General features: G+C 39.7%; 16 protein-coding genes, 2 tRNA genes and 1 rRNA gene (1 of these 19 only partly in view). 9 read left to right on the top strand and 10 right to left on the bottom strand.

Annotated elements, in window-relative coordinates; genetic code table 11:
• The 3 genes from CA730_RS18935 to CA730_RS18925 form a co-directional block, all read right to left on the bottom strand.
• Positions 1-58: transfer RNA gene (locus CA730_RS18935), tRNA-Ala, on the bottom strand; it reaches 15 nt to the left of the window's first position.
• Positions 59-139: 81 nt separating this feature from the next.
• A tRNA-Ile gene (locus CA730_RS18930) sits at positions 140-213 on the bottom strand.
• 125 nt (positions 214-338) lie between these two features.
• Positions 339-1825, bottom strand: a 16S ribosomal RNA gene (locus CA730_RS18925).
• Between the two features lie 312 nt (positions 1826-2137).
• On the opposite strand from CA730_RS18925, the gene glyQ reads away from it, so the two are divergent.
• From glyQ to CA730_RS18910, 3 genes are all read left to right on the top strand, one after another.
• On the top strand, positions 2138-3016 hold the full coding sequence (gene glyQ / locus CA730_RS18920) for a glycine--tRNA ligase subunit alpha (RefSeq protein ID WP_096669646.1): 879 nt from the start codon (positions 2138-2140) through the stop codon (positions 3014-3016).
• A gap of 188 nt (positions 3017-3204) precedes the next feature.
• The gene (locus tag CA730_RS18915; protein ID WP_096669644.1) at positions 3205-3684 is read left to right on the top strand and encodes a DUF4079 domain-containing protein; all 480 of its coding nucleotides are present in this window, start codon (positions 3205-3207) and stop codon (positions 3682-3684) included.
• Between the two features lie 104 nt (positions 3685-3788).
• Positions 3789-6164, top strand: coding sequence for a ComEC/Rec2 family competence protein (locus CA730_RS18910; protein WP_096669643.1), 2376 nt, complete (start codon positions 3789-3791; stop codon positions 6162-6164).
• A gap of 101 nt (positions 6165-6265) precedes the next feature.
• Here the strand turns inward: CA730_RS18910 and CA730_RS18905 are convergent, their stop codons facing one another.
• Positions 6266-6739 carry a TspO/MBR family protein gene (locus tag CA730_RS18905; RefSeq protein WP_096669641.1) on the bottom strand — a complete coding sequence of 158 codons (474 nt, stop codon included), beginning with the start codon at positions 6737-6739 and terminating at the stop codon, positions 6266-6268.
• Between the two features lie 156 nt (positions 6740-6895).
• Here CA730_RS18905 and CA730_RS18900 point away from each other — a divergent pair, with 156 nt between their 5' ends.
• The gene (locus CA730_RS18900; RefSeq protein WP_096669640.1) at positions 6896-8170 is read left to right on the top strand and encodes a glycosyltransferase; all 1275 of its coding nucleotides are present in this window, start codon (positions 6896-6898) and stop codon (positions 8168-8170) included.
• A 108-nt stretch (positions 8171-8278) separates the two neighbouring features.
• Complete coding sequence (locus tag CA730_RS18895; protein WP_096669638.1) at positions 8279-9025, top strand: FkbM family methyltransferase; 747 nt, start codon at positions 8279-8281, stop codon at positions 9023-9025.
• Positions 9026-9108: 83 nt separating this feature from the next.
• Here CA730_RS18895 and CA730_RS18890 read toward each other — a convergent pair whose 3' ends face one another.
• Positions 9109-10923 carry an ABC transporter permease subunit gene (locus CA730_RS18890; RefSeq protein ID WP_096669636.1) on the bottom strand — a complete coding sequence of 605 codons (1815 nt, stop codon included), beginning with the start codon at positions 10921-10923 and terminating at the stop codon, positions 9109-9111.
• Between the two features lie 92 nt (positions 10924-11015).
• On the bottom strand, positions 11016-11990 hold the full coding sequence (locus CA730_RS18885) for an ABC transporter ATP-binding protein (RefSeq protein ID WP_096669634.1): 975 nt from the start codon (positions 11988-11990) through the stop codon (positions 11016-11018).
• Between the two features lie 233 nt (positions 11991-12223).
• On the opposite strand from CA730_RS18885, the gene CA730_RS18880 reads away from it, so the two are divergent.
• Complete coding sequence (locus CA730_RS18880; protein WP_053539450.1) at positions 12224-12745, top strand: photosystem I assembly protein Ycf3; 522 nt, start codon at positions 12224-12226, stop codon at positions 12743-12745.
• An 89-nt stretch (positions 12746-12834) separates the two neighbouring features.
• Positions 12835-13125, top strand: a complete 291-nt coding sequence (gatC, locus tag CA730_RS18875; RefSeq protein ID WP_027401505.1) for an Asp-tRNA(Asn)/Glu-tRNA(Gln) amidotransferase subunit GatC — start codon at positions 12835-12837, stop codon at positions 13123-13125.
• Between the two features lie 346 nt (positions 13126-13471).
• Here gatC and CA730_RS18870 read toward each other — a convergent pair whose 3' ends face one another.
• A complete protein-coding gene (locus CA730_RS18870) occupies positions 13472-14236 on the bottom strand; it encodes a sterol desaturase family protein (RefSeq protein ID WP_096669632.1) in 765 nt (254 codons plus the stop codon).
• A gap of 109 nt (positions 14237-14345) precedes the next feature.
• Between CA730_RS18870 and CA730_RS24635 the strand changes: the two genes are divergently transcribed.
• The gene (locus CA730_RS24635; RefSeq protein ID WP_157750021.1) at positions 14346-14504 is read left to right on the top strand and encodes a hypothetical protein; all 159 of its coding nucleotides are present in this window, start codon (positions 14346-14348) and stop codon (positions 14502-14504) included.
• Positions 14504-15496 (top strand): IS66 family transposase, encoded by a 993-nt coding sequence (tnpC, locus tag CA730_RS18865; RefSeq protein ID WP_231939882.1) that lies wholly within the window; start codon positions 14504-14506, stop codon positions 15494-15496. The genes CA730_RS24635 and tnpC overlap by 1 nt, the downstream gene beginning before the upstream one ends.
• A gap of 104 nt (positions 15497-15600) precedes the next feature.
• On the opposite strand, the gene CA730_RS18860 is transcribed toward tnpC, so the two are convergent.
• The 3 genes from CA730_RS18860 to psbX all read right to left on the bottom strand — a co-directional run bounded on the left by CA730_RS18860 (position 15601) and on the right by psbX (position 17393).
• Entirely contained in the window at positions 15601-16161 is a 561-nt protein-coding gene (locus CA730_RS18860) for a TolB family protein (protein ID WP_096669630.1), read from the bottom strand.
• A gap of 32 nt (positions 16162-16193) precedes the next feature.
• Positions 16194-17123 carry a Ycf66 family protein gene (locus tag CA730_RS18855; protein ID WP_096669628.1) on the bottom strand — a complete coding sequence of 310 codons (930 nt, stop codon included), beginning with the start codon at positions 17121-17123 and terminating at the stop codon, positions 16194-16196.
• 150 nt (positions 17124-17273) lie between these two features.
• Positions 17274-17393 carry a photosystem II reaction center X protein gene (gene psbX / locus CA730_RS18850; RefSeq protein ID WP_096669626.1) on the bottom strand — a complete coding sequence of 40 codons (120 nt, stop codon included), beginning with the start codon at positions 17391-17393 and terminating at the stop codon, positions 17274-17276.
• Positions 17394-17436 lie beyond the last annotated feature (43 nt).

Raw genomic sequence — 17436 nt, 5'->3', positions numbered from 1 at the left:
TCGAACCGCTGACATCCTGCTTGCAAAGCAGGCGCTCTACCAACTGAGCTAAACCCCCAAAAAGAACTCAAAATTTCTAGTCATGCTTCAAAAATATTTAATTTTGACTTTTGACTTTTGATTTTTGACTTCCTTCAGGTGGGCCATCCTGGACTCGAACCAGGGACCTCACCCTTATCAGGGGTGCGCTCTAACCACCTGAGCTAATAGCCCTTATCGAACCAAATCATAGTTTGAAAGCTTTACCTCAAGTCTGCGACCGACCTAGGTTAGACCAATTTAGTTTCTATTAGCAATTGACATTGCTTTCGACAATCTAAATGGATTAGGTCTCCCTAAAAGGAGGTGATCCAGCCACACCTTCCGGTACGGCTACCTTGTTACGACTTCACCCCAGTCATCAGTCCTACCTTAGGCATCCCCCTCCAAAAGGTTGGGGTAACGACTTCGGGCGTGACCAACTTCCATGGTGTGACGGGCGGTGTGTACAAGGCCCGGGAACGAATTCACTGCAGTATGCTGACCTGCAATTACTAGCGATTCCTCCTTCACGAAGGCGAGTTGCAGCCTTCGATCTGAACTGAGCTACGGTTTCTGAGATTCGCATCACATCGCTGTGTAGCTGCCCTTTGTCCGTAGCATTGTAGTACGTGTGTAGCCCAAGACGTAAGGGGCATGCTGACTTGACGTCATCCCCACCTTCCTCCGGTTTGTCACCGGCAGTCTCTCTAGAGTGCCCAACTTAATGCTGGCAACTAAAAACGAGGGTTGCGCTCGTTGCGGGACTTAACCCAACATCTCACGACACGAGCTGACGACAGCCATGCACCACCTGTGTTCACGCTCCCTAAGGCACTCCTATATTTCTACAGGATTCGTGACATGTCAAGCCTTGGTAAGGTTCTTCGCGTTGCATCGAATTAAACCACATACTCCACCGCTTGTGCGGGCCCCCGTCAATTCCTTTGAGTTTCACAGTTGCCTGCGTACTCCCCAGGCGGGATACTTAACGCGTTAGCTACGGCACAGCTCGGGTCGATACGAGCTACGCCTAGTATCCATCGTTTACGGCTAGGACTACTGGGGTATCTAATCCCATTCGCTCCCCTAGCTTTCGTCCCTCAGTGTCAGTTTTGGCCTAGCAGAGCGCCTTCGCCACCGGTGTTCTTCCTGATATCTACGCATTTCACCGCTACACCAGGAATTCCCTCTGCCCCGACCATACTCTAGCTTTGTAGTTTCCACTGCTCTTATCACGTTGAGCGTGACTCTTTAACAGCAGACTTACTATGCCACCTGCGGACCCTTTACGCCCAATCATTCCGGATAACGCTTGCATCCTCCGTATTACCGCGGCTGCTGGCACGGAGTTAGCCGATGCTTATTCCTCAGGTACCGTCATTCTGTTCTTCCCTGAGAAAAGAGGTTTACAACCCAAGAGCCTTCCTCCCTCACGCGGTATTGCTCCGTCAGGCTTTCGCCCATTGCGGAAAATTCCCCACTGCTGCCTCCCGTAGGAGTCTGGGCCGTGTCTCAGTCCCAGTGTGGCTGATCATCCTCTCAGACCAGCTACTGATCGTCGCCTTGGTAGGCTCTTACCCCACCAACTAGCTAATCAGACGCAAGCTCTTCTTCAGGCAGCAAGCCTTTCACCTCTCGGCACATCCGGTATTAGCCACCGTTTCCAGTGGTTGTCCCCGACCTGAAGGTAGATTCTTACGCGTTACTCACCCGTCCGCCACTATCTCCGAAAAGACCGTTCGACTTGCATGTGTTAAGCATACCGCCAGCGTTCATCCTGAGCCAGGATCAAACTCTCCATTTTGGTTCGTCTGTTATAAGCTCTTTCTTAACCGTTTTTACAACCACGGTCAGGTTATTCTATTTTTCTGACGCAGGGTACTTGTTATATTCTGGCTTTCAAACTATAATATTTTCAAGGTTCGGTGCGCTTTTCGGCGGGGCGTTTGTTCCGCTTCGCTTCAGGCACTTATTTAATATATCGAACTTGCTTTGCTTTGTCAACTACTTTTTTAAACTATTTTTGGATTTGTTTTTTATTCGTCTGAAAACTGCTCACTATGCTGGGTTTAGTCCACAATGGGTTAGGAATTGTTGACTCAAGGAAGAGTAGATAGTGAATTTTCAGTCGGTAATAGCGATATTGCATCAGTTTTGGGGACAGCGGGGTTGCTTAATTGCCCAGCCCTATGATATGGAGAAGGGCGCTGGTACTAAGAATCCCCATACTTTTTTAAGGGCTTTGGGTCCTGAACCTTGGGCTGTGGCTTATGTTGAACCTTGTCGTCGTCCGACTGATGGACGTTACGGCGAAAATCCGAATCGGTTTCAGCATTATTATCAATATCAAGTTTTGATTAAGCCTTCACCAGATGATATCCAAGAAATTTATCTAGATTCTTTACGGGCGTTAGGGATTTGTCCTGAAGACCACGATATTCGGTTTGTGGAGGATAACTGGGAAGATGCGACGGTGGGGGCTTGGGGTACGGGCTGGGAAGTCTGGTTAGATGGGATGGAAATTACTCAATTTACATATTTCCAGCAATGTGGTGGTATTGATTGCCGTCCTGTGTCTATTGAGATCACTTATGGTTTGGAGCGATTGGTGATGTACCTTCAGCAAGTGGAGGCAATTACTAAGATTCAGTGGACGGATAACCTTACTTATGGTGATGTTCATCTTCAGGGTGAGATTGAACAGTGTACTTATAATTTTGAAGCGTCGAATCCTGAGATGTTGCTGACTTTGTTTGGTTTATATGAGCAGGAAGCTACTCAATTAACGGAACGAGGTTTGGTTTTACCTAGCTTGGATTATGTAATTAAGTGTTCTCATGCTTTTAATTTGCTTGATGCTAGGGGGGTGATTTCGGTGACGGAACGGACTCGCTATATTACTAGGATTCGGCATTTGGCTAGGAAGGTGGCTCATTTATATGTTGAGCAAAGGGAAAAGTTAGGTTTTCCGTTGCTGAAGAATAGGTTGAGCTAAGATTTTTGGCGTTGCATAGTTGAATCATTAATTAACTCACGCAAAGGTAAGAGTTTTAAAAATGAACGCTAGGGAATTCATGGCTGAATATTGCTTCGCCGCGCAGACTATCAGCAACGCCAAATTTTTAACCCCTATGCTGTGGGATAGTTGTAGATGTTGATGTTAAAAATAGTGGTGTGTGTCAGATGGTAAGTATAAGTGCTGTTTTAGAACCGATTGCGGGTTGGTTTCGTTCTCTAGGTGTTCCTGAAGCGGTTGTGCATTGGGGACATCCAGCGATGATGGGGATTGTGATTTTTGTGGTGGGGACTTTTGTGGGGGTGACGGGTTGGCGTGGTAAGTTGCTAGAGGATAAGGATGCGGCTATTCAAAGCCGTAATGCTCATCGTCAATTAGCTCCTTGGTTGTTTATATTTTTGGCGGGTGGCTATACTGGTGGGGTTTTGTCGTTGGTGATGCAGGAAAAACCACTGTTTGAAAGTCCTCATTTTTGGACTGGTTCGCTGGTGTTGATCTTGTTATTGATTAATGGTGTAATTTCTCTGAGTGGATTTTTTGGGGATAAGGCTGGGTTGCGTGCGGTTCATGCTTATTTAGGAAGTACGGCACTTTTGATTATGTTTGTTCATGCTGTTTTAGGGTTTAATTTGGGGATTTCTTTGTAATGTTGTGATTGCCAAAGCTACTAAAGATGAATTATATCTTTCCCAAGCAGGTTAAATATTTATGCGGTATTCTCTGAACTTGGTGCTTTGGCAATTAAATTTTTATGATGCAGACGAGTGGAATAATTATCTGTCTTAGTTATATTTTGGGTTTGCTGTTTACGGCTATTCCTTGGGGTGGTGTCTGGATTCTGCTGTTGGGTGTGGTTGGGGCGGTTTTTTTTCGCCGCATATATGCTAATCTGCGGAAGTTTGCTGTGAAAAGAGAAGGTGCTGTTGGCAAAAATAAGGTCGGTAATAGCTGGACGGGTACTCCTCATCCGAGAATATGGTTAATTGCTGGTGTGGTGGGTTTGTTGGCTACTATTTATTGGCAATTGCGTGTACCTCAACCGGGAATTAAGGATATTAGTCAGTTTGCGGCTGGGGATAATAGTAATCTTGAACAGTTGGTGATTGTACGGGGGTTGGTGGATAGTAATCCCCGCGTAACTCGTAGTCAACGAGGACAGTTTTGGTTAGCTGCGACTCAGTTGGATGAGGTGAAGAATGATAGCAAGGTGCTGCTGGAAGCTGGTAAAAAGCCTGTGGGAATTCCCAAGGGGGTGACAGGTAGGTTATATGTGACTGTGCCGATATTACAATCTACTGGGTTATATCCTGGACAACAAATTGCGGTGACTGGATTTTTGTATAAACCGACTGCGGCTTCTAATCCTGGTGGGTTTGATTTTCAGAAGTATTTGCGGCAGGAGAGGACTTTTGCGGGTTTAATTGGTAGGCAGATTAATATTTTGGATGATGAACATCCTTGGGGATGGTGGCAAGTTCGTGAGAAGATTGGGCGATCTCAATCTCGTTTATTAGGTGTTCCTGAAGGTCCGCTTGTCAGTGCAATGGTGTTAGGTAGTAAGGCTGTTGATTTACCTTATGATATCCGGGATTTATTCGTAAAAGCAGGTTTAGCCCATGCTTTAGCTGCTTCTGGGTTTCAAACTTCTCTAATTTTGGGTGTAATTTTACAGCTAACAAGACGTACAAATAAAGCCACACAAATTACTCTTGGTAGCTTGGGATTAATTACTTTTTTGTTTTTATCAGGTTTTCAACCCGCAGTATTAAGAGCCGTAATTATGGGTTTTGCCGCTTTGTTGGGTTTGGCTTTAGAAAGAAATGTGAAGCAATTGGGATCTTTATTAATAGCGGCAACATTATTATTGTTCTTTAATCCTCTATGGATTTGGGATTTAGGTTTTCAACTGAGTTTTTTAGCGACTTTGGGATTAATTGTCAGTGCATCTGCAATCACCCAACGTTTAGATTGGCTACCACCTGCGATCGCTTCTTTAATATCTGTACCTTTAGCAGCCACAATTTGGACTTTACCCCGACTGCTAGAGTTTTCTAGTGTCATTCCTGTTTATAGTGTGCCTCTAAATATTTTGACAACACCATTTATTTCTATCATTAGTATTGGGGGCATGATTAGCGGTTTGGTAAGTTTAATTTCCCCAGATTTAGGTAGCACTTTAGCCAGTTTTTTATATTATCCAACCCATTTATTAATTCAAATGGTGGAATTTTTTGCTAATTTGCCAGGTAGTTTGGTGGCAGTTGGGAGTATATCAATTTTGCAAATGTTGACTATCTATCTTTTAATTATTTTAGTGTGCTTAGTCCAATGGTGGCAAAAACGTTGGTGGTTTGCAGGTTTCATAGCAGTTGGTTTGGTACTTGTTCCCATTTGGCATTCTGCAAATAATTTAGTGAGAATTACTTTGTTAGATACTAGAACTGAACCTGTTTTAGTAATTCAAGATCGGGGGAATGTTGCGGTAATTAATGGGGGAAATGAAGGTACGGGTAGATTTACGATTTTACCATTTTTAAGACAGCAGGGGATAAATCAAATTAATTGGGCGATCGCTAGTAAGTTTACAGGTTATACTAATGATGCTTGGTTGGAAATTATGCAAAGTCTACCAATTAAAAATTTGTATGAATATGCTCCTAAGTTGGAGGACAATATTGCAACTCAATTACTACAACAGGAACTCCAAAAACAGCAAGGAATTTATCAAAGTTTAGGAGTTGGACAACCTATAAATACTCCCACAATGACAGCACAATTAATTAATGACCAAGTACCAATTTTAAAGTTACAAATGTTTGGTCAAAATTGGTTATTAGTAGGAAATATTAAATCTCAACAAATTAAAGAATTGATTAAAAGTGGAGATTTGTCTTCTCCCCAGGTGTTGTGGTGTCCATCAGAATCTTTGCAAGATTTAGTTTTAGCACTGAAACCACAAATAGCTATCTCTCCTGCTAATAACCTAGATAGTAAAACATTATCTTTATTAAGTAAGGGCGAAACAAAACTTTTCTTTACTGGTAAAGATGGTGCAATTCAATGGACACCAAATGGTAATTTTCAAACTTTCATTCAGACGACAGAAAATAAATCTTCTGTTTTGTAATATGAGGGTTTTTCGCGCAAAGATACAAAGGAGCAAAGATGCAAAGGCAGAATGTAAATAGTTGAAGGTCAAACATCATTAAGACTTTCAACTTTCCTGCTTTAAGCATCTTGTGGATTAAGACGACTCATTTGCCATGTGGTGTATGTACCTATGGGACTCCAAATTAAATAAGGTAATAATAGTAATGCTGCCCAGAACGATACAGATAAGACTGCAAGGGTGATTAATATACAAATTAGTAGACCTGTACCACCAATGATTGTACCAGCGATAAGACTGCGAAGACGGATCATTACTGGGCTATAAGCTATGGTAAATATCTCTAGAAGTAGGTATAAACCCATCATTAAGCGAGTTATATCGGTATTTGGGCTGTGTTCCCAAATAATATAAGCTGACCAAGCACCACAGATAAAAATTATAGTCCAAATCAGAGGAATTGCTGATTCAAAGGTTAACCATTTCGGTCTTTGTAAATGCCGAAACCATTGACTCTGGTTGGGTGTAATCCAGTTACCAGCGAAGCCTACTAAGAATGCTATAGTGCCAATTATCATCCAAGATTTAATCATAACTGCCTTGGTACTGACTATCTAAAAGTCTGACGCAATGATATTACATTAATAAGGCATTTTAAACATAGATCCAAATCTACTACAGTGATCTGTATTGAATTTATGGGGCAGTTTTCTGGTATATATCATTATAAATAACCAGAAAATACGATTATGACTCATTATGGCTTAATGTGTCCTGCATCTACCGGACACTGGAACACAATACTACCTTTGGGAAAAGAATTACAACAGCGTGGACATCGTGTTACCTTAATTGGTATTCCTGATGCCCAACCCAAGGCACAAGCAGCCGGTTTAGAATTTCGAGTTATTGGTGAATCGGAATGTCCCCTGGGTTCAACGGAAGCATCTATGGCTAAGTTAGGAGAGTTAAGCGGACAGGAAGCACTAAAATATACGATCTCTATTTTTAGAGATATGACTAATATTACGTTCAGGGATGCCCCAACTGTTATCAAAGACGCAGGTATAGAAGCACTATTAATAGATCAAACTATGTCATATGGAGGGACTATTGCAGATGTTTCTGGTCTTCCCTTTATTACTATTTGTAGTGCTGTAGTTTTAAATCGAGAGCCAAGTGTTCCCCCTTTCATGACAGATTGGTCTTATAGCCCAGCTTGGTGGGCAAAACTGCGTAACAAATTAGGTTATCAATTATTAAATCGAGCTACTCAACCTATCACAGAATTAATAGACAACTATCGTCGAGAGAAAAATTTACCTGCATACTCTAGCCCAAATCAACGCTATTCTCAATTAGCTCAAATCAGTCAACAACCTGCGGAATTAGAATTTCCTCGGCAAAATTTACCTGATTGGTTTCATTTTACAGGACCATATCATAGTGCAATTGGTCGGGAAGTTGCTGATTTTCCTTTTGATAAATTAACAGGACAACCTTTAATTTATGCTTCTATGGGAACTTTACAAAATCGGTTATTACCAGTTTTCCAAAAAATTGCCGCAGCCTGTCAAGAGTTGGATGTACAATTAGTAATCTCTTTGGGTGGTTCGGCTAATCCTGAAGTTCTCCAAGGAATACCAGGAAATCCTTTAGTAGTTCGTTATGCACCACAATTACAATTATTAGAAAAAGCAGATTTAACTATTACTCATGCAGGATTAAATACCACATTGGAATGTTTAACAAATGGTGTACCAATGGTAGCTATTCCTGTTGCTAATGATCAACCAGGAGTAGCTTCTCGTATAGTTTGGTCAGGATGTGGGGAAGCTATTCCTGTGAAAAAAGTTAATGTTGATAATTTACGGACTGCTATTAAAAAAGTATTGACAGAAGATAGTTATAGAAAAAATGCTTTGCGGTTACGAGCAGCAATTAAAAAAGCAGGGGGAACAAAGCGAGCAATTGATATTGTGGAACAGGCTGTATCTACTGGTAAGCCTGTTTTAAATCAATAAAACTGACTCAAGCAATAGAATAAATAGTGTGAACTATTCCTTTAGATAAAAACGCGATTTGCAAGCAAGAAATTGATTTCTTTTACAAAATACAGGAAGCAAAAGATTATGAAAAAGATGATTCTACCCAACAATCTAGATTTATTCTATCTTAGTAAAGCAGAAACAGAATTTATATATAAAGAAATTTTTATTGAAAAAGAATATTTAAAACATGGTATAACTATAAATGATAAAGACTGCATTTTTGATGTTGGTGCTAACATTGGATTATTTTCTATATTTTTGAGTACATTGCAAAAGCAATTTAACATATTTGCTTTTGAACCAGTAAAGCCAATATTTGAGGTTCTAAAAGCTAATGTTAACCTTCATTCTGTTCCTAATATATCTATATACAATCATGGGTTAGGCACTGAAAATATTTCTGCAAAGACATTTACTTTTTACCCAAATATGGCTGGTAATTCAACAAGCAAACCTTGGGAAAAAGTAAATCAAAGAGCAGTTATGAATACGGCTCTAAATCAAGATATAGTTGATTGTTTTTTTCAGAGTCAGGAAGTAAAATGCGAAATAAAAACATTATCTTCTGTAATTAATTCATTAGCCATTAAAACTATACATTTATTAAAAATAGATGTAGAAGGAGAAGAATATGAAGTTTTAAATGGCATTAATCAAAGTGATTGGAACAAAATTCAACAAATTGTTCTGGAAGTGCAAGATACAGAAGGAAGAATAAGTAAAATACAAACTCTTCTTGAAAATCAAGGTTTTAGGATTATAATAGATCCCAATAATATGATCCCGTCTACACTCAAGATGTTCAATATGTATGCTATTCGAGCTTGAGGACGAATTAGCTAATATCCACCGATAGGAATACAAAAATCAGATATTATTCCTATCGGTAAAACTCTACTAGTCGCTAACCATTATCGTCCCGTTAATAGTGCTTTGGTTGCGGATTCTCCTAAAACTTTGACTTGGCGATTTAATTGGAAATTTAACAAAGCTACAACTGTTATCTCAGCCAAAAGTGCCAGCAAAATTGTTGTCGTCCGAGTATATTCTATAGCTGCCCAAGGACAGGTAGAAAATAACCACAAAATGGGATGTTTTGAAGGACTAACACCCAAAACGGCAAGAACAATTGATGGTAAAAACATTGCTACACCAATAGTTCCCACTGTCCATACATAACGCTTGGGATGTTTCATGAGTAGCATCAATTGAGCAATTGTGGCATACATTAACATCAGTGTGAAAGCTAAAACCATAGCTAATATGACTTTATTCTTATCAACACTACCATTATAAAAATTAGTAGGTGAGAACAAAATCCAGATTATGATCGGTATGGTGGCAATTAATAGATTAATTGCTATGGCAACAATGGCTGGGCTTTTTTCACCAAATACTAAATCTTGTAATATAGATTTATCTCGATGATTTTGGTGTCTATATCTTGCCCAATCTTGGATAGTTTGCCGCTGAGGTGAAAGCACAATAGTTAAAATTAGAACTAGGGCAAAATTAAGTAAAGCCATGAGAATTATAATCCCTATATCTGATTTGTTCTCAACTGCACCTATAGTCAATCCCAAAAACATTACCTGAGTAAAGGCTATAAATAAATAACTTTGTTTTTTACTCAATATTGTGCTATCTGTATTCCGAAAGCAGCGTTTCATTGCTTGCCAAATACCGTAGGAACAAATTCCGTAATTAACTAAATGAAAGCTGACTAAGGTAAGGAAATTTTTTCCTATTGGTAAGTAGAAAAATTGTAGTTGGCTGATTGATGAATCTTTATAGGAACGAAACAGATTAGGAAATAGATAATTGGTGATATCCCAGGGGCTAAAAAATCTAATCCAAGTTAAGGAATTATTGAAGTCTCTAGAAGATGATACCATTGTCATTGTCATCAACAAAAACACAAGTACAGCACCGCTACCTAACCAAGGTTGAAAGTTACCGAACCAACGACTCACTAAACCGAAAATTAGGGCTGTACTGTAGAAGAATAGACAACTTGCGGCAATCACAGCATAATAACTAAAAATGTAACTCAAGGCGATTTTAGCAGAATGTCCAGCCCACAAATGTAAAGGAATGGCTGTGAGGACAAAAAGATAGATTAAACTAGGGACTCCGATAATTTTTCCAGTTAAAATGCTGGTTTCTGACTGGGGACTAAGGCGAATAAAGTTCAATGTTCCTCGTTGTTCTTCTTTGGCTAAATCACTAATTAATAAATAAGTTCCGCCAACTAAGAGGGTAAAAATGAAAATTACACTAAATGTTAAAAATGTATATTCCCAATGATCTCGCCACCATAATTCCCAGTCTATTTTATCTAAAGGACAAATATTTTTAGATAAATAATTTTGAAGGTCAGCTAGTTCAGTGTTAACTTGCTGAAGTTTAGCATCTAAGTTGGGAATTATGGTATTATCTGATAGTTGAATTTGCTGATAGTTAGTTATTTTTTGGTTGAGTAAGTTTTGTTGTTTATAGAGTTCTTGTTCCTGATTTTGGTATACTTCTCGCAAAGTGCAGTAGGTTGCTCGGAGATAGTAGTTTTCATCGGGAAATTCTCGGAATTGAAATATGAAAACTATGAGTTGTAGTAGTAAGGAAGAACCCATAGATATGATCAGGTTAAAGGGTTTGAATCTGCCTCTTAGTTCTCGAAATAACTGGGGATTTAATTCTCCAACTCTGTCTATGAAATTTAGTAACATTGTCAATACCTCTAAAAGTTGAGAAGTTTTATTTTGGAACAATTTTTAAGTTTGTGCAGAAGATAAATCCAAAATCTAAAATCCAAAATTATCTATGACGCTTGTTTATGACCTAATTTGAGGAAAATAGTTTCTAGGTCTTCTTGGGTACAATGAAACTCTGTTAAGGGAATTCCTGCACTGACAAGCGATCGCAATAAATCAGCCGAATCTTCTGGTTTACCGGAAAAATTTACTCGCACACTATTTCGACTAAGTATTAATTCCCATTCTTCCACTAAGGGATGATTTTTTAATTCACTAACTAATATATCTATATTGCCCAAAGTGGTGATAAAAATCTGCTGTCGGGAAAGACGTTGATAGAGATGTTTGAGTGAAGAACTTTCCACTAAAAAACCTAATTCCATAATTCCTACGGATGTACATAACTCTGCTAAGTCACTAAGCACATGAGAAGAAATTAAAATTGTCATGCCGGCTTCTTGCAAAGCTTTAATGATTTCCCGGAACTGCATCCGCGCAATGGGATCGAGTCCCGAAACAGGTTCATCTAAAAGTAGTAAAATTGGTTCATGAATGATAGTACGAGCTAAACTTAAACGCTGCTTCATCCCCCGTGAAAGGGTAGAAATCATACTATGGCGTTTATTACCCAGTTGAATCAGTTCTAAAACTTCGTGGAGACGTTGGGTACGGCGCTTTCCTTGTAAGCGATACAATCGGGCAAAATAATCTAAATAGTCCCAAACTGTCAAATCTTCATACAGTGGGTAGTCATCAGGTAAATAACCAAGACGACGTTTAAGTTTTAGGTTGTTTTGATTTGACTCTAAGCGATGCTCTGAAGAAGCCGCTACGCGAACGCCATTAATATAAATCTCCCCCGTAGTGGGTTCTTCAGCAGTGGCCAACATCCGAATTAGGGTGGTTTTACCTGCACCATTAGGACCAATTAATCCGTAAACTTCACCCGTATGGATTTCTAAGTCAACATCATTGACAGCAATATGTCTTTCAAATTGCTTAGTGAGTCCAGTGGTGCGAATTGCTATTTCTTTTACCATCGCGGCTGGGTGTGTCTTGTGTGCAATAGTTAACTTAACTCGGTTATACAATAGTATTTACTTCCGTTTCGGAAATGAAAACAAAATAATTTAAAATTTAACTGCGTTTATCTGCGGTCAATAATTCTGGAGATATTACTTCATGAAGCTTCATATTAATTTGGGATAACTCAAACCTCCAAAAATTAGTTAAATTAGCGGTATGCTGCAATTGAGCAACCATAGAGATAAATATGCCAAGAACACAGAAAAACGATAACTTTGTTGACAAATCCTTTACCGTCATGGCAGATATCATCCTCAAGATATTGCCAACCAACAAAAAAGCCAAAGAAGCCTTTGTTTATTATCGAGATGGAATGTCCGCACAGGCAGAAGGTGAATATGCTGAAGCGTTAGACTACTATACAGAAGCGTTAGAAATGGAGGAAGACTCTAATGATCGGAGTTATATTCTCTATAATATGGGTTTAATCTATGCCAGTAACGGCGATCATAATAAGGCTTTAGAGTATTATCATCAGGCCATTGAATTAAATCCACAATTACCCCAAGCCTTGAATAATATTGCCGTGATTTATCATTTTCAAGGTGAGAGAGCTAAGGAAGCAGGGGATAATGACGGTGGTGAAGCATTACTTGATCAAGCGGCTGATTATTGGATTAGAGCGATTCGTATGGCTCCCAATAACTATATTGAAGCTCAGAACTGGATAAAAACCACCGGGCGATCGCAAATTGACGTATTCTTTTAACTTAGGCATTAGCCATTAGTCGGTTGTAAAATTTTGCCTCACAACTGACAACGAACAACTGACAACCGACAACTGACAATTAACAAATTATGATTGATAGTGAACAAGTTCGTAAAGTTGCTAATCTCGCTCGTTTAGAATTAACAGCAGACGAAGAAGCACAATTTACCACTCAACTGGGCGGTATTCTAGACTATATAGAACAACTCAACCAACTGGATGTCACTAATGTAGCACCGACAACTAGAGCCATTGATGTTAGCAACGTCACTAGAGAAGATATTCTCCAACCCTATCCCGAACGAGAAGCAATCCTCAACAGTGCGCCTCAACAAGAAGGAGATTTTTTCCGAGTTCCCAAAATTCTTAATGCTGATTAGCTAGGAATTGACTGAAGATATAGGAAAAAATCTTTTCCTTTCTCCCCAACCCTGATGGCAATATCCATACAAAAGAGTAGAGACGCTCCGAGGAACGTCTCTACATCCCCGTAGGGACAGGGGATTAGGGGATTAGGTTTTTGGGTATGAATTAAATATAGCAGATGATTTTTTATTTGCCAAGTAGTTGAGAATTATTTTTCTATTACTCTTATTAAGAAACATTATTTTATACCCAAATTTTCAATTGTCACATGGGCAAAGCTCTATTTCTCCTCAAAAGCCATCATCTTTTATATTATTTCCTAGTCTAACGAAGTACAAATTTATCTGCGTTTATCTGCGTTTATCTGCGTTTATCTGCGTTTATCTGCGTTTTGACCATTATATCGGTGTTCATTAATTTATCCCAAAACCGAAAATAAAGACCATAGTTACAATTAAACTTGTGATGATGAATAGTATGGTGCGTTGGTGTAATCCAATGTTTACCCCAAAAACCACGTATCCATGAATATGGATAAACTTCATAACCCGTATGATTGACAACACCAAATATCGTCATTAACGTTAGTAATAATCCCACCATACTAATGTGAATGGGAATAATAAAAACCATCACAGGAATGATAATTGCCTGCATCATACTCTCAACAGGATCAAAAGAAAAAGAAGTCCAGGGTGTAGGGTTGATAGATTCGTGATGGACTTGATGAAAGCGGCGATATATACTAGGAATATGCAACCAGCGATGAGTCCAATAAAAATAAGTGTCGTGGAGAATTAAATATATAAATAAGCTCAAAGGTAAATAAAACAAACCATAATCCATAAAATTTAAGTAAACCTTGGTATATCCCAAGTTGATCATTTCGATCATAAAAGCACTTGGTAATGCAAAAATTAAACAGGAAAAAAGAGACCACTTGATTTCACTTTTCATTTTGCTCTTGCGTTTGTTCATATCATGGAGACGACGAACCTCCCAAGATGGGGGACGACGAACCCAAAGCAACCAATAGAGAACCGAAGATACAGTTAGGTATCTTGTCGAAAGAACAAAAAACATAAATACAGTTAAAATACCAAATTGCTTCAGAGTAGGGAACATAAAATTAGCTTTTATTGATACTAAATATTATAGCGGTATGCGTAACCGTTCAGGGGGGTAGAAGAGCGATCGTTAAAAATTACCTCCAAAATGTGATAAATTAAGTGACATGGAACTAAATCGCGTCAATCACTTAGAACAGATACCTCCAGAAGATTGGGGTAAGACTCCAGCCAGCGTCAAGAAACTGGTGGAGGAAATGGCGCAGGAAATAGAACAACAGTCAAAGAAACTAACAGAAGTCCTGACAGTTCAAGAACAGCTATAGTGGCATTGCTAAGTGGAGTCTATCGCCACAGTCACAGAATGGTACAAAGTGCGATGGCAGAAGTGTTTGGAATTTCAATATCGTTGGCAACAGTCAACAAACTCAGACTAGAAGCAAGTAACGCAGTGGCAAGTTGTGTAGATGAAGCCAAAGAATATATCCAAAATGCCCAAGTTGTTGGAGCAGATGAAACCAGCTTTAATCAAGGAAACATTGACGGGTTTAATCCTGAACAGAGGAAAGCTTGGCTATGGGTTGCAGTCACACCTCTGGTAACATTTTTTGAAATTGCTCTGACCCGTTGCACCCTCAAGGCAAAGAATTTATTGGGTGAAAACTTCAGGGGCATTTTGAACTCCGACCGTCATGGTGCTTACAACTGGGTCAGCTTGGAACGTCGGCAATTATGTTGGGCGCATCTGCGACGGGAATTTATCAAAATCTCGGAACGAACTGGAGTATCGGCAGAATTGGGAACTGCACTGGTCAAACAGCAAGAGAAGTTGTTTGAACTTTGGCATCGAGTTAGAGATGGTACTTTAAGTCGGAGTGAGTTTACTGAGATGGTGGTTGAGATTCGTGCATCCATCAAAGCAACTTTACTCGAAGCTGATAACTACGAAATTACATCACGGGAAAAAACACCCCTAGCAAAAACAGTACGCACTTGTCGTCAATTACTCAAAGTTGAGTCGGCGATGTGGTTATTTGTGACAACTGTTGGTGTTGAACCCACTAATAATGCCGCAGAACGAGCTATTCGTCCTGCTGTGATTTGGCGGCGGACTAGTTTTGGCTCTCAAACTCAGGCTGGTAGTGTTTTTGTGGCTCGGATGTTAACTGTGGTAACAAGCCTCAAGTCCCAACAGCGTAATGTTTTGGAGTTTATGACGCAGGCTGTTCTTGCTGCTCGTGGTTCTACCACTGTGCCTTCTTTGCTTCCACAAGTTACTGCTGATTCTGATGATTCTGACTTGTTGAAAGCTGCTTAATTTTATTGCTGGATTTTGGGGGTTGTTTTTCGTTTTCTTTGTACCCCCTGAACGGTTACAAATATTCAATTAGAAAATAAGTAAGTGTAGAAATTTTCCAACGGTCAATTTTTAGTTGACACCCTTGCACCATTAGGAATATCTAACTCAATAGTTGGACCTCTATCAAGAACTTCAATATCCCATTGTCCACGACTAGAGGATTCAAACGCAATATAACGCCCATCAGGACTGATACTAGGATTTCTCACCCAACCACGATAAGTAGGGGTCAGAACTTGTGATTGTTGGGAAGCGCGATCGTAAAGTGCAACAACAGGTCTACCTTGATCACTAGTAATATAACAAATATAACGTCCTGTATAACTTAAGCTAGGACTTTCTACAATTACCGATTGTCTGTTTAAGGTCGGTGTAGGAATAAAACTTTGATTTTCTAAATCGTATAATAACAACTGCTGATAACGAGAACGATTGGAGACAAAAGCCAAAAAACGTCCATTACCACTGATAGCAGGTTGTTCTTCAGTATATCGGCTATTCAGAGAAGTAACTCCCAAAGGAATATTATCAGCGCTACAAGATATCAGCAAACTCGCCAAACCAAAAATTAGGCTCCAATAAATTGACTTTTGGAGCCAGAAGCCAGGTGTAAATGTTTTCACATTACTGTTTTCCGTCGTCAACCCCAAATGTGTTAAATGTCATCATTAAAATCCGAATTATCTGGCTCGTTATTTGGCTTGTTAATGGGATTGTAAGGAAAATATTCGGTTGGGATAGCTTCATCATCATCCTGTCTTCTAGGAGCAACTGAATCTTTAGGTGGACGACGTTTTCTTGGTCTAGGAGTAGGGGTAATATCATCCTCACGACTTTCTGGGCGTTGAGGGCGATTATTGCCAGTATTATTGCGACGTGCTGGTTTTCTCACTGCATCTTGGGAATTTGAAGTTTCCCAATCGTCAACTGGTTTGGGAGTAGAACCCCAATTTTCATCTTCATAACCCTCACTGGGACGACTGACTGAACGCCCAGAATTGTTACGACGCTTTCTTTCAGGTGATTCTGGTTTTTCCCTGTTTCGTGGGTTTGGCGAACTGCGTGGTGGCTGATCTTCGTAATAGTCATCACGAGTAGAACGTTCATCTCGACTACCGCGAATTCTAGGGCGCTGAGGGGCTTCTTCGTCTTCTTCATACGGTAGCGGTTCTAAATCCGCATCCATCTCAGCTTGATAGTTGCGCCGCTCAGAATAAGAATATTTCCTGCTAACCTCGCGCTCATCGTCCACAATGGGAGTATTTCGTTTTGCTTGTTGAGTAGCGATACTTCGCAGACGAATACTTTCGACAGCAAAAAATACTGTAGAACCTACCAAAAGCAATTGACCAAATTGCAAAATTGGATCAAGTCGCCATCCTTGAAATACGAGAATAAAGCCGCACAACAAGCCTACCGCTGCAAAAAATATGTCTTGATCTCTGGACAGTTCTGGGCGGACAGAACGAAGAAAGTACAATGCTGCTCCAGCTACAGCTAGGAAAATTCCTAGAATACTGGCTGAGTTTGCTCCAAAATTTACCTGAGCCAAAACACTGGCTGAGTTCAGCCCCAAATTAACCATTGGTGTTTTCCTAATATCAAATCTATATTAACGAGTTACACTTACTATCACTATTTTAACCAGTCATAATATTGTGGAATAGGAATACTGGAGTCTAGAAGAAAGAAGAAGAAGATGCTTCCTCATTCCCCAGTCCCCAGTCCCCGAAGATTAAAAACGTTGGATTTTATCTTTTTGGCTAATGAAAATTAGACCAATGGTAGCAGGGATAACGACGATCGCAGTACCCCAAACGAGACTCCAAAGAAAATTTGCTAAAGAGGGTGTCATAGTTCTCAACCTTTTTTTACACAGTTTATTCTCATTTTAATCT

The organism is Dolichospermum compactum NIES-806 (genome assembly GCF_002368115.1).
In the GTDB taxonomy this organism is placed as follows: Bacteria; Cyanobacteriota; Cyanobacteriia; order Cyanobacteriales; family Nostocaceae; genus Dolichospermum; species Dolichospermum compactum.
Note: the sequence above shows the minus strand (reverse complement) of the source record. Positions and strands in the feature narration are given on the sequence as shown.